Below are 14,075 nucleotides of genomic sequence, written 5' to 3'. Positions count from 1 at the left end.
GATGATGACGAGCCGCCGTATCGAGTGGCCGAGGGCCGTTCTGGCCCTGCTGATGTTTGCCGCAAGCATCCTGTTTCTGCTCCCTTTCTTCTGGATGCTGATGACGTCGTTCAAAATCGAAACCGAGGTGTTCGTTTACCCGATTGAATGGATTCCCCGGACCTGGAACGCGGTGGAAAATTACAAAGAGGTGTGGTTCGGCGACTATCCGTTTTACGTGTATTACTGGAATTCGATTAAGGTCGCTGTGGCGACGACGTTTATTTCCAGCCTGATCTCCAGTTTGGCGGCCTACGGCTTCTCGAAGATCAAGTTCGCCGCCAGCCAGGGGTTGTTCCTGATCGTGCTGGCCACGTACATGATTCCGAGCCAGGCGATTTTGGTGCCGCAGTTTATTTTGTACCGCAACATCGGGCTGTTCGACAGCCATCTCGGCCTAATTGTCATCAGCAGCTTCAGCGTGCTGGGGACGTTTATGCTGCGGCAATTCTTCATGGGCGTACACCAGGATTTCATCGAGTCGGCGAAAATCGACGGGGCCGGGCATTTGCGGATTTTCCGTTCGATCGGTTTGCCGCTGGTGAAGCCGGCCGTGGCGACTTATGCGATCTTGCGGTTTATCTGGACATGGAACGATTATCAGAATCCGCTGATTTTTCTACGGACCGACAAATGGTTTACGCTGCCGCTGGCGATGCAGAAGTTTACGTCCATGAGCGGGGAGTTTTATTCGCTGATTATGGCCGGGGCGGTGTCGGCGATCTTTCCGCTCCTGATTATTTTCATCATCGGGCAAAAAAGCGTAATTGAAGGAATTGCTCTCGGCGGGGTGAAAGGTTAACGGCATAAGGAAAGACACACGAACCGTCCGGGGGAATCCATATATATCCTGACCAAGGAGGGTTAAGCATGAACAAACGGAAAACGGGGGCAAAACAGGTAAAGTTATGGTCGGCCGTGCTGGCCGCGATGCTGCTGATCGGGCTGCTGGCGGGCTGCGGGGGCGGCGGGAACACGGCCGGAGGCAACGGCGGGGGATCTCCGGCGGCGGAAGGAGAAACGTCAGGTGACGGCGGCGGCAAGGTGAATCTTCGCTTGTACACGTACGGAACCGAGGAGGCGTACAACTGGAAGCACACCCTGGAGGCCTATGAGCAGGCCAATCCGGGCGTAACGGTCGAGCTGGTGCAGCTGAGCGAAAAAGGAGACACCCAGGAGGCGTTCAAAAAGCTGGACCTGGAAGCGGCCTCGTCGGCGCAAATGGACATCCTGATGTTCAGCGATGCCGCCGGATACGCACAACGCGTGGCGTTAGGCATGGCCGAGCCGCTCGACGATTACATCGCCAAAGACGGGTACACCGTGGAAGAGGATTACAAAGTGGACACCCATTTGGACGGCAAAGTGTATGCGCTTCCAGGCAAATTTAATCCGTGGTACGTGCTTTTGAACAAAGATCACCTCGAAGCGGCGGGACTTCCGGTGCCTGCCGACTGGACCTGGGACGAATTTGCCGATTATGCAAAAAAGCTGACCCAGGGGGAAGGTGCAGACAAACGCTATGGAACGTATTTCCACGGGCCGCAAGCCGGCGGATGGATGGAATACGTCAAGCTGCTGATGATGAATCAGCCGCAAAACGCCGATTTTCTGAAAGCGGACGGCTCTTCCAATCTGGATGACCCGAATTTCCGCAAATCGCTGGAGCTGCGCGTGCGGATGGAGAAAGAAGACCAGTCCTCCGTGCCGTATACCGATATGATTTCGCAAAAGCTCGCTTACCGGACGCAGTTTTTCAACGAATCGGCCAGCATGCTGACGATCGGGAGCTGGATGAACACGGAAATCGGCGGTACCGATAAAGTCCCGTTGAATTTTAACGTGGCGGTCGCCCCGTTCCCGAAGAACAATCCCGAGGATGAAATCGGCCTGACGCCGGTAACCACCGATTATGTGGCCGTCGCCGCCAAATCGCAGCACAAGGAAGAGGCGTACCGCTTTGTCCGCTGGTATACGACGGAAGGGCAAGTTGTGCAGGGCAAGAACATTCCGGCGTGGAACGGCGTAAGCTCTGAGGAAATCACCGGCATCATCGATACGATTCTGGCCGGCACGAAAAATCCGGAGAAGGTCGACAAAGAGTCGCTGGTGAACACGCTGATGGCCTCCAAGGCTTCCGCGATCATCCCGCCTTCTTCGTACCAGGCCGAGGTGTACAAGGCGATCAACGAGGAGTACGAGAAGCTGATTTTGGGCAACCAGGATATCGATACGACGATCAAAAATTGTCAGGAGCGCGTTAACCAAATTATTGAATCCAACAAAAAATGAGTGGTAAAATGATCCAAAACAGGGGGCGGCATCGCCCCCCCTTTTCGCTAAGGGGAGAGGTGAAATGTTCAAGCGGCTCAGCCACTTTGCGCCCCGGACGATTCGCGCGAAATTGATTTTGGCCGCGGTGGTCTGCATTCTCGTTCCCGCTGCCTTTACCTTAAACGTGTATCATGCGCTGACGCAAAAGGCGGTCAAGCAGCAGGCCATCGCCAATGCGGAAAATTCGCTCGAGCTGGTAAACGGCTCGGTGACCCTTTTATTAAAAGGCATGCTGGACATCGCCAATTACATCCAGGTCAATGCGGGGTTGAACACGTATTTCAAGCTGGTGGCCTCCGGATATCAGGAGCCGGACCCTTACCGGAAATTTACTGACGCGAACCGCGTGCTGGAACAACTGGACAGCCTGACCGTGGTTGGCGAAAAAAGCTATGTAACGGTGCTGCTCACCGACGGATCTTATTTTATGAATTATTCCGTAAGCGATTACAACCCGCTCGATTTGCTGCAGGAACCCTGGTTCGAACAGCTCGACGAGCTGCAGGGGTTGGATTCTTATTGGATTGGCGCGGAGCCGACGAAATTCAAGTACGACCGGTTCGACCATCCGTACCAGGTGTCGGTAGCGCGTACGCTGCGGCTGGCTAATTCGGACATTTACGGGTATGTCGTCGTGACGGTGATGGAGGATCAGGTCAGCGATATTTTCAGCGAACTGACCGCGGGCCAGGAAGTTCGTTTGGTGGATGCCGCGGGGAGGATCGTGGCGGACCGGAACAAGGACAACATCGGCGGCGCGTATCCCGGCGGGAAGCAGGAGCAACTGGGGCATGGGCTTGGGGCTGGGCATGAGTATGAGTATGAGCATGGGCGTGCGGCGGCGGAAACCGCCTTTATTTTGCGGGATGATGGCAAGCCGCTGCTCGTAGCTGAGCAGAGCATCGCGCTGAACGGCTGGCGGTTGATCCTTACCCAGCCCTACCAGGAGGCGACGGTCAACATCAGCTCGATCTTCAACCGTGTGTTCTTGTTCCAGATCATCTCGTTTATCGTGTTTATGGCGATGCTGATCGTGTTGGTCAGAACGTTCACCCGGCCGCTGGTGCGGCTCGGCAAGGCGGCGTCGGCGGTGCAGCGGGGCAACCTGGAGGTGCGCTCCGGCGTTCGCGGCAATGACGAAATCGGGCGGCTGGGGCTGCTGTTCGACCAGATGCTGGACCGGGTAAAGCAAATGATCGCGGAAATTTCCACGACCCAGGCCCGCAAACGGACGGCGGAGCTGAAAATGCTGCAGGCGCAGATCAACCCGCATTTTTTGTTTAACGTGCTCAATTCGATTCGCATGAAAGTGATGAAGCATGGTGATCTCGAGAGCGGGAAGATGATCGGTTCGTTGTCCACGCTGCTGCGGATGACGATCAGCCGCGAAGAGGATGAAATCACGCTGCACGAGGAAATCGAGCTCGTTTCGCATTACGTGCGGCTGATGAATTTGCGCCAGAAGCAGGAAGTGACGCTGGAGCTGGCCGTGGCGCCGGAGGCTTTTCTCGTGAAAGTGCCGCGGCTCATCCTGCAACCGCTCGTGGAAAACGCGCTGATTCACGGGCTTACGCAGCAGGCCGGCGTCATCAGGATCGCCGCTTCGATGGAACAGGACGGTTTGCTGCTCACCGTCGCGGATAACGGCGCCGGGATGGAAGAAGCGAAGCTTGAGGCCACGCTGCGCAGGATGAACGATGCGGGGGCGGCGCCTGAACAAGCCGGTATCAAGCCGAAAGGCCATTTTTCCGGGATGGGCCTGCACAATGTGATGGAGCGGATGCGCTTGAGGTTCGGGCCAATGTTCCACGTGGAAATTCGCAGCGAACCGGGACTCGGAACGGTGATCGAGATGTACATTCCTCACGATAAGGGGGAGCGCTAGTGTATAACGTGATGCTGGTGGATGACGATTATCCCGTAACCCAATTGCTGTCGGAGGCGATCCCCTGGGAAGGGCTTGGGCTGCGGCTGATGGGTTCCTACGAAAACGGCTGGAGCGCCTGGGAGCAGGCGCAGCGGGAAATGCCGGACATTCTGATCACGGACATCGGGATGCCCAGAATGGACGGACTGGAGCTGTCGGCCCGGATTCGGCGGATGTCACCGCATGTGCGGATCGCCATCTTGTCCTGCCACAGCGAATTCGAATACGCCCAGCAAGCGATGCGGCTGAATGTGCAGGATTATTTGCTCAAGGATACGCTCGATCCGGAGGATGTGGCCGCGGTGCTGCGACGGTTCAAGGACCATATGGACGAAGAGGCGCACAACGGCTGGGAGCAATCGCGGATGAAGCAACTGGTCGTGGAGGCGAGCGAGCTGCGCAAGGAGCAGATGCTGGCGAGCCTGATCGATCAGCCGCTGTTCTCGGCGCAGAAGTGGGAACAGGAAGCGCGGGAATACGGTCTGTTTCTGCCGGGGCAGTCCTGTTTGCCGGCGATCGGTTACGTGGAGAACTACCAGACGGTGAAGCACCGCTTCGCATCCGACCGGACGCTGCATTTTGCGATCGGCAATGTGCTGGGGGAAGTATGGAACGGGCTGCCGTTGCAAGGCCTTCACGTCAGATATGACACGGGGACGTCGATTTTGCTGTTCTCTCATACGCCATCGCTGAAGCGGAACGCTGCGGACGAAGCGGCCGCTTGCCTGCAGGAGATGCAATTCACGCTGCGCCGCGTGCTTAAGGTCGGCATGTCCTTTGTGCTGGGAGAGAGCTGCGGCGGCGCGGAAAGCCTGAAACAGAAGCTTGGTGAGCTGCTTAACGGCGAGAGCGTGAGATTTTATCTGGAACCCGGGGAAATTGCCAAACGGAGCGAAAAGACCTTGGAAAGCGCGGGGGATGGCGAGCGGCCGAATCTGTTCGCTTTTTACGACCGGGCCAATACGGAGCTGAGGGAAGCGCTGCTCGGCAAAAATCCGGTCCTGGCCGATAGCATAGCGGACAAATGGATGTCCATGATCGGCCGGGCGCGGTATGCGCCGGAGACCGTCAAAGACTGGACGCTGAAGCTGCTGCTCGATTTGAAGCTGAAGCTGCATTCGCTGCATTCGATCCGCCCGTCTTATTCCGCCGAGTCCCTGCATAAGGAGTTGGTCGACATTTATTCGCTGTCCGAGCTTGGCGCTTGGTTGAAGGGTCATTTGGAGCGGATTGCGGCCCTGACGGAGGCGGGTTCGGGGGCGAGCCGGCGAACCGAGGTGGCGGAGGCCTGCCGGTACGTCTCCCTTCGCCTTCATACGCGAATCAGCCTCGACGAGGCGGCCGGGCATCTGCATTTGAACCCGAGCTATTTCAGCCGGCTGTTCAAGAAGGAAACCGGCATGACCTTCATAGAGTATATTACGCGCATGAAAATGGAGCGGGCCAAGGAGCTGCTGGACGGGACCCGGTATTCCGTCGGGGAGATCGGCGAAATGCTCGGTTACGACAATCAGAGCTATTTTATTAAAACGTTCAAAGGTTACACGGGCGCCACTCCTATGGAGTACCGGAGATGAAGGGCGTTGGGAATCTGGCGGTGAAGCGGAGGATGGGATCATCATGAATTCGTTGGGACGAACGTTGGAACGTGAGGATTGGCTTGCGATCGTAGGGCGTATGGCTCCGGCTGACCTTCGTTTGTATTATCCGGGCGGAGATCAGGCCGCGTTTTGGCGGCGGGTGAGGGAGTCCGGGGAGTACCGGGAAGAAGTCCTGGAAATCCGGGCGGAAGCGGAACGGCTGCGGCACGAACAAAATCCGGAGCTCGCCTATTCGTTGTTTGCGGTCTTTGCGCAGCGGGGGACGCGGCTGGAGTATGAGCGGGTTTACTTCGAGCGGAGACGGCGGTTAAATACATTCGCTTTGCTGGCCCTGCTTGATCCGGACGATCAGGTTGCGGAACACGAGCTGCTGGACATGATTTGGTCGGTCTGCGGCGAGTATACATGGTGCCTGCCGGCCCATCTGGGCGAGGTCGGTCATGAGCGGGCCATCGACCTATTTGCAGCCGAAACTGGGTTTACGCTAGGCGAAATCGCCTTGCTGCTGCAGGGGCGGCTGCCCAGGCTGCTGCAAACGCGCATCGAGGCGGAAGTGAACCGGCGGTTGTTCGAGCCTTTCCTGAGGAGCGGGCCGTACGAATGGGAGACGGCCAGGCATAATTGGGCGGCCGTATGCGCCGGTTCCGTCGGCGCCGCCGCGCTGCTGCTCCTGCGGGACCCGGAGGCCTTGAGCGCCATCCTGCAGCGCGCGCATGCCAGCCTCGAATGCTACCTGCAAGGCTTTGGCGCGGACGGGGCCTGCCCGGAAGGGCCCGGGTATTGGAACTACGGGTTCGGCTATTTCGTGTATTTTGCCGATTTGCTCGCGCGGCGCACGTTAGGAGAGGCCGACTGGTTTGCCGGGGACAAGGTGCGGCGGATCGCCGAGTTTCAGCAAAAATGCTACCTCGGCGGTGACCGGGTGGCCAATTTCTCCGATGCCGTCCCCCATTGCCGCGTGCAGATCGGGTTATCTCATCAACTCGCCCGCCGTTACAAGAGCGTGCAGCTTCCGCCGCCCGGCCTGCGGGCCGATTACCGGGACGACCATTGCAGCCGCTGGGCGCCGGCCTTCCGCAACTTGGTCTGGAAGGATGGTGCGGCGGAAGGGGAGCAGGACCGCGATTGGCCTGCGGCGAGTTGCTATTTGCCCGATGCCCAATGGCTGGTCTCCCGGCACCGGAGCGCGGCCGGAGCGTTTGGCTTTGCCGCCAAGGGCGGGCACAACGGGGAGCCGCACAACCATAACGACCTGGGGCATTTCATCCTGATCGCAGACGGGGACACCTTTGCCGCGGATCTGGGCAGCGGCGAATATACCGCCGATTATTTCGGAGCAGGCCGGTACCGCTATGATTGCAACGGGTCGCAGGGTCACTCGGTGCCGATCATCAACGGCCGGCATCAGGCCGAAGGGGAGCGGCACGCGGCGGCCGTATTGGAGGCGGCCACCGGCGAAACGCGGGATGAGCTGCGGCTTGATTTGACCGGAGCTTATGAAGAACCAGGGCTAAAGCGATTCACCCGGTCGTTTGTCTGGGACAAAACGGAGCTGCCGGCGCTGGAACTGACCGATGAATTCCGGTTTGTCTTACAACCGGAAGCACTGGCGGAGCGGGTGGTGACGCCGCTTCAGCCGGTGATGAACGGAAACGGCGAGGTCCTGCTGGCAGCAGGCGGCGGGAAGCGGGCGCTGCGCATCGTTTATGACGGGCAGCGCCTCGAGCCGGCCGCGCAGCCGCACACGTTCCGCAATCATTTCGGCCGGGACGAAACCTGGTATTCGCTTGATTTTATCGTCAAGCGGCCGCGGCAGACAGAGCGGGTGCGGCTGAAATTCGAATTTGTTTGAACAACGAAAGGGGAAGGTGGATGGCATGCAAGCAGCGGAACACACGCTGGAGAGGAACCGGGCGGATTGGGCGGAGGAAGCATGGGGCAAGGCACGGCGAAAAATACAAAGAACCAGCGGGCGGATCGGAGCGGGATTCCCACACGCCAGCCATAACGGGGTATACGAGCTTGCCGATCCGGGCTGGTGGACGGCCGGGTTTTGGCCGGGGATTTTATGGCTGCTGTACAACGGCACCCGGGATGAGCGTCTCAAGGCGCTGGCCGAGCGATGCGAGGAGACGCTGGACGGCGTGCTCGACGGGTATACGAGGCTGGATCATGACGCCGGCTTTATGTGGATTTTAACGAGCGTAGCTTCGTATAAGCTGCTGGGCAAGGAGCAGTCGCGCGTTCGCGCGCTGAAAGCGGCCAATTATTTGGCGGCTCGCTTTAACCTGAAGGGGCGCTACATTCGGGCTTGGAATCCGTGGACCGAAGGAGAGGACAATGCCGGGATCGCCATTATCGATTGCAGTATGAACACGGCTCTCTTGTTCTGGGCTTCGGCCAACACGGGCGATCCCCGCTACCGCCATATTGCGGAGGCGCATATGGATACGGTGCTGGAGCATTTTATCCGCCCCGACGGTTCGGTGTACCACATCGTCCGGTTCGATGCGGAAACGGGCGAGCGCCTCGAACCCCTCGGCGGCCAAGGATATGCGCCGGAGTCGGCCTGGTCCAGGGGTACGGCCTGGGCGATTTACGGCTTGACGCTGGCGTATCATCACACCGGCAAGCCGGCGTATCTTAACGCGGCCAAACGGGCCGCCCACTTCTTTCTGGCCGGGCTGCCGGAGGACCATGTGCCGCCATGGGATTTTCGCGCGCCGCAGGAGCTCTGCCATATCCGCGATTCCTCGGCGGGGGCCTGCGCGGCCAGCGGCCTGCTGCTGCTGGCGGATCAAGTCGATCCTTTGGAGTCCGCGGTTTACCGGGAGCCGGCGATCCGTATCCTGGATTCGTTATACCGGAACTACGGCGCTTGGGATGATGAGCGCGAGGAAGGTTTGATTTTGCACGGCACGGGTCATTATCCGGAAGGCAAAAACGTCGATGTGCCGCTGATCTACGGGGACTTCTTCTATGTCGAAGGGCTGGCCCGGCTGCTGGGGAAAGGGCCTTTTTATTGGGAATAGGCGCATTTGCGGAGAGGAGCGTCGGAACATGGCGGCGGAAATGGAAAAAGGAAAAGGGATACAAACGGGGGCAATTTCGAAGTCCATTCGGGAAAATCCTTTGGCCGCGCGGCGGGACCTGCAGGCGGCGTTCCAGCAGCTTACCGGGCCGCTGATGGGGCATTACACGGGCGGCCGCGCCCGTTTAAAACTGGGAGCGGCGGGAGCAGGGTATCCGGACTCCGTCGCCGGGATGGAGGGTTTTTCCCGCGTGTTGTGGGGCTTGGTTCCTTTTCTGGCGGGGGGCGGGGAAACCCCGTTAGAGGACATCTGCCTGGAGGGGATCCGCCACGGTACCGATCCAGGTCATGAGGAATACTGGGGCGACGTGAACGATTACGACCAGCGCCTGGTGGAAATGGCGGCGTTCGGGTTCGCGTTGGCGCTGGCCCCGGAGCGATTCTGGAAGCCGTTGGGTGAGCGGGAACGGAAGCATCTGTACGCCTGGCTGAATCAGATCAACCACCGCGCTTGTTACGATTGCAACTGGCTTTTTTTCCAGGTGCTCGTCAATATCGGGTTTCATAAGGCCGGACTTCCATATGACCGCAAGCAAGTGGCGCGCAATTTAAGCCGGATTGACGAATTTTACTTATCCGACGGCTGGTACAGCGACGGGCCGGGCGGACACAGCGATTACTACGTGCCGTTTGCCCTGCATTTTTACGGTTTGCTGTACGCCAAGCTGATGGGGGATGAGGACCCGGTGCGGGCTGCCCGCTTTAAGGACAGGGCGGCGCGGTTTGCCGCCGATTTCACGTTGTGGTTTGCGCCGGACGGTTCGGCGCTGCCCTATGGGAGAAGCCTGACGTACCGGTTTGCCCAGTCGGCGTTCTGGAGCGCGCTGGCTTACGCCGAGGTTGACGTTTTTTCGCCGGGGGTGATCAAAGGTCTCGTCTTGCGGAATTTGCGCTGGTGGTTTCGGCAGCCGATTTTGGATGCGGGCGGACTGCTGACGGTCGGTTACGCCTATCCTAACCTGGTGATGGCCGAAAATTACAATTCGCCGGGGTCGCCTTATTGGGCCTTTAAAGCTTTTTTGCCGCTCGCTTTTCCGGAAAGCCATCCCTTCTGGCAGGCGGAAGAGGAGGCGCTGCCCGCTGCCGGGCCCGTCGCGGTGCAGCTGCCGCCGCATCTCGTCGTTTGCCGGCAGAACGAGAACGGGCATGTCGCCGCGTTCAACAGCGGCCACCTCTCGACCAATGAACACACGCATACATCGGCAAAATATGAAAAATTTGCCTATTCGACCGCCTTCGGCTTTAGCGTGCCGAGAGCGGAGTGGGGGCTTGGGCAAGGGGCTTTCGACTCGATGCTTGCGCTCAGCGAAGGGGACAATCTGTACCGGGTCAGAAGGAGCAACGAGGAGACAGGGATTGAGGAGAACCTCATTTATGCCCGGTGGAGACCGTGGCATAACGTTTGCGTTGAGTCCTGGATCGTCGCCGGTTTGCCGTGGCATTACCGGATTCACCGGATCAGCACGGACCGGGAGCTGGACGTTGCCGAAGGCGGATTTGCCTTGGGGCTTGAACCGGCTGCGCAGGGCGAACAAACCGGGACGTTGTCCGAGGGCGGTGTGCTGATCGGCAATTCGCTGGGGAGCAGCGGCGTCGCCGGCAAACTAGGGTATGAGCGGGCGGAACTGATTTACCCGAACGCCAACACGAATGTGTTGTATCCGCGGACCGTCATTCCTACGCTTCGGGGCCGTCTTCGGCCGGGCAACCATTGGCTGATTGCCGCCATATACGGAAATCCGGCTTGTCCGGGAGCAAAAAAAAGCGCCCGCATCAGTTCGCCGGAAAGCGCCCATGAGCCCTCCGGAATGGTGGATGTGGGGCAAAATGAGATCCGCATCAAAACGTTTACGGGCCAAGTAAAAGTGATTCGGATGGATTGAACAGACGCATGAACGGTTTTCGCTATTTGGAAGAAGCTTTCAGCCGGCCGTACGCTACTGCGTAACGCCGGATTTTTTTATAGACTTCTTTCGGGTGCAGCATTTTGAAAGGGAACAGGGCGGGGAGGGTGTTCACCTCCAAAATCCAGATATGATGGTATTCGTCAATGGCGATGTCCAGGCCGATTTCCTTGAGCCTTGGAAATTTACGGGCCAGCTGGGCCGCCACCTGTTCGCCGATCCATTTCATTTCTTTGTAAAGGCGGGCGAATTCTTTGGCGTTCGTGTAAGGAGCCAGAAGATCTTCGATCAGCATGACGCTGCCGCCGCCCCGATAGTTGGTGATTACTTTTTGCTGGGCCGCCACCCGGCCGATAAATCCGGTCGTTTCCCAGGTTTTGCGCGGGGTTCTCTGTACGAGGGCGCGGATGTCGAATTTACGCCGCCGGTACGTAAGCGCGTGAATCCCTTTTTGAATCAGGTAAGGCGTCTGTCCGATTCTTTTCTCAAGCGCCTCGTACAATTCCTCCAACGCCGGGAACAGTTCGGATTCCGTTCCGTACCTTAACCTGTATTGCATTGGACTCTCCGGGGCAAGTTCATCCCGCCAGAGTTCTACGCTCATGACGCCGTTGCCGTAGGTTCCATTGTCCGGCTTGACAAAGACGAACCCGTACTCGTTCAACATATCCCGGAGAGGCTCCAGAGCGAATTTTCGGGTATCCGGGATATAAGGACGAAGTGATTCATTCTGCCGGATTACTTTCGTTTTTTCCCATTTGCTTGCGATGCGTTGAATCGCCAAAACGAGATCCTTCCTTTCCTCAGACTTCTTTGCGAGCCAATTTCCGAGTGCGAAAAACATAGGACAGAAGAGATAAACAATGATATAATTATAAGATATGGGGATTTTATAAGCTTTTTTGGCCTATATCCGTAGTGTATGTGCGAACGTTTCGATGGGAGTGGACACATCCCTATTTTTTTGCTGTCCTTATGGAATGTGTGATGAAAACCGGCCCACGTTTAATTGAGCTTGCTTTGTGAAAGTAATATAATGAAAGTGGCGGTTTTTCGGGCTTTTCCCATAGATTGGCATGTGGGTAGAAATGAAGGAGGTCCAGCATGGCGGAAGAAAAATTCTCTCAAATCATTGACCGGGACATCAATGTGGAAATGCGCGAATCCTTTATGGATTATGCCATGAGCATTATTGTCAGCCGTGCATTGCCGGATGTAAGGGATGGTCTGAAACCGGTGCATCGCCGGATACTGTTTGCGATGTCGGAACTGGGGATGCATCCGGACAAGCCGTTTAAGAAATCGGCGAGAATCGTCGGCGAAGTCATTGGTAAATACCATCCCCATGGGGATTCTGCAGTTTATGAAACGATGGTGCGCATGGCCCAGGATTTCTCCATGCGCAATATGCTGGTGGAGGGTCATGGCAACTTTGGTTCCATTGACGGTGACTCTGCTGCAGCGATGCGTTATACGGAAGCGCGTTTATCCAAAATCGCAATGGAAATGCTTCGCGATATCAATAAAGAGACGATTGATTTTATGCCGAACTACGACGGTGAGGAGAAGGAGCCCGTCGTATTGCCGGCGCGTTTTCCAAATCTGCTGGTAAACGGGGTTTCGGGGATCGCCGTCGGGATGGCGACCAGCATTCCGCCGCATAATTTGGGCGAGGTTATCGATGGGGTGCAGGCTTTGATCGAAAATCCGGACATCAGTTCGCTGGAATTGATGGATTATATCAAAGGGCCGGATTTTCCGACGGCAGGTTATGTCATGGGCCGTTCCGGCATTCGGCAGGCCTATACGACAGGCCGGGGAGCCGTGACGATGCGGGCTAGAACCTCAATTGAGGAGCATAACAACAAAGCCCGGATCATTGTGGAAGAAATTCCTTATATGGTCAATAAGGCCCGTTTGGTAGAGAAAATCGCCGAGCTTGTACGGGAAAAAAGAATTGACGGCATCACCGATTTGCGCGATGAATCGGACCGCACCGGGATGCGCATCGTCATCGAGCTCCGCCGCGATGTGAACCCTAACGTTGTCTTGAACAATTTGTACAAACATACGGCGATGCAGAGCACGTTCGGCATCAACATGATTGCGATCGTCAATAACGAGCCTAAGCTTTTGACGCTGAAGGAAGTCCTTAGTCATTATTTGCAGCACCAGATCGAAGTTATTCGCCGGCGCACGGAATTCGACTTGAAAAAAGCCGAAGCCCGGGCGCATATCCTGGAAGGCCTGCGCATCGCTTTGGATCATATTGACGAAGTTATCGCCTTGATTCGCGCTTCCAATTCCGATGAAGAAGCCCGCGAAGGTTTGATGACGCAATTCGGTTTGAGTCTCGACCAGGCTCAGGCTATCCTCGATATGCGACTGCGCCGGTTGACCGGATTGGAACGCGAGAAAATCGAAAGCGAATATAACGAGCTGCTGCAAAAGATTGCGGAATACCGTGAGATTTTGGCCAATGAATCGCTTGTGCTGGAAATTATCGGGCAGGAGCTTCAGGAAATTCGCGAGAAGTACGCCGATCCTCGCCGGACGGAAATCACGATCGGCGAAGAGAGCATTCTCGACGAAGATCTGATTCCGCAGGAAGAGGTCGTCATCACGCTTACGCATACCGGTTACATCAAACGGCTGCCGGTTACGACCTACCGCAGCCAGAAACGCGGCGGGCGCGGCGTTGTGGGGATGGACACGAAAGATAATGACTTTGTGGAGCATCTGTTCGTGACGAACTCCCACCATTATCTGATGTTCTTCACCGACCGCGGCAAAGCCTACCGCCTGAAAGCTTACGAAATTCCGGAGCTGGGCCGTACGGCGCGCGGTACGCCGATCATCAACCTGATCCAGATCGAACAGGGCGAGACCGTCAATGCGGTGATCGAGGTCGAGCGTTTTGATGAGGACAAATACCTGTTCTTTGCGACCCAGCAGGGGATCGTCAAAAAGACGCCGATCGAAGATTACATCAACATCCGCAAAGGCGGCCTGATTGCCGTGAATCTGCGCGAGGACGACAGGCTGATCGACGTGAAGCTGACCGACGGCCAGCAGGAAGTCATCATGGGCACGGCGCAAGGGATGTCCATCCGGTTCCCGGAAAGCGACGTTCGTTCCATGGGCCGATCGGCTACCGGGGTTAAAGGCATTACGCTGGA

General features: G+C 57.2%; 9 protein-coding genes and 1 pseudogene. 9 read left to right on the top strand and 1 reads right to left on the bottom strand.

All coding sequences use genetic code 11. The features are described 5' to 3' along the window. Window position 1 precedes the first annotated feature (1 nt). From DYE26_RS23120 to DYE26_RS23090, 8 genes and pseudogenes are all read left to right on the top strand, one after another. Window positions 2-841 carry a carbohydrate ABC transporter permease gene (locus DYE26_RS23120; protein WP_082207602.1) on the top strand — a complete coding sequence of 280 codons (840 nt, stop codon included), beginning with the start codon at window positions 2-4 and terminating at the stop codon, window positions 839-841. A gap of 68 nt (window positions 842-909) precedes the next feature. After that, window positions 910-2,331, top strand: coding sequence for an extracellular solute-binding protein (locus DYE26_RS23115; RefSeq protein WP_036618184.1), 1,422 nt, complete (start codon window positions 910-912; stop codon window positions 2,329-2,331). Window positions 2,332-2,395: 64 nt separating this feature from the next. After that, entirely contained in the window at window positions 2,396-4,258 is a 1,863-nt protein-coding gene (locus DYE26_RS23110) for a cache domain-containing sensor histidine kinase (RefSeq protein ID WP_036618182.1), read from the top strand. An 11-nt stretch (window positions 4,259-4,269) separates the two neighbouring features. After that, window positions 4,270-4,584: pseudogene (locus tag DYE26_RS34935) on the top strand (response regulator); the annotation flags it as partial. 744 nt (window positions 4,585-5,328) lie between these two features. Then, window positions 5,329-5,877 (top strand): helix-turn-helix transcriptional regulator, encoded by a 549-nt coding sequence (locus DYE26_RS34930; protein ID WP_371861053.1) that lies wholly within the window; start codon window positions 5,329-5,331, stop codon window positions 5,875-5,877. 43 nt (window positions 5,878-5,920) lie between these two features. Continuing rightward, window positions 5,921-7,753 carry a heparinase II/III domain-containing protein gene (locus tag DYE26_RS23100; RefSeq protein WP_115311316.1) on the top strand — a complete coding sequence of 611 codons (1,833 nt, stop codon included), beginning with the start codon at window positions 5,921-5,923 and terminating at the stop codon, window positions 7,751-7,753. Between the two features lie 25 nt (window positions 7,754-7,778). Beyond that, entirely contained in the window at window positions 7,779-8,933 is a 1,155-nt protein-coding gene (locus DYE26_RS23095; RefSeq protein ID WP_036618177.1) for a glycoside hydrolase family protein, read from the top strand. Window positions 8,934-8,961: 28 nt separating this feature from the next. Further along, entirely contained in the window at window positions 8,962-10,875 is a 1,914-nt protein-coding gene (locus DYE26_RS23090) for a DUF2264 domain-containing protein (RefSeq protein ID WP_082207601.1), read from the top strand. A gap of 22 nt (window positions 10,876-10,897) precedes the next feature. On the opposite strand, the gene DYE26_RS23085 is transcribed toward DYE26_RS23090, so the two are convergent. Continuing rightward, window positions 10,898-11,680: a YheC/YheD family protein gene (locus DYE26_RS23085; protein WP_036618174.1), complete on the bottom strand. Its 783-nt coding sequence runs from the start codon at window positions 11,678-11,680 to the stop codon at window positions 10,898-10,900. 320 nt (window positions 11,681-12,000) lie between these two features. On the opposite strand from DYE26_RS23085, the gene gyrA reads away from it, so the two are divergent. Next, on the top strand, window positions 12,001-14,075 hold a 2,075-nt coding region (gene gyrA / locus DYE26_RS23080; RefSeq protein WP_115311315.1), incomplete at its 3' end, for a DNA gyrase subunit A.

This window comes from Paenibacillus macerans (assembly GCF_900454495.1).
Classification (GTDB): domain Bacteria; phylum Bacillota; class Bacilli; order Paenibacillales; family Paenibacillaceae; genus Fontibacillus; species Fontibacillus macerans.
Note: the sequence above shows the minus strand (reverse complement) of the source record. Positions and strands in the feature narration are given on the sequence as shown.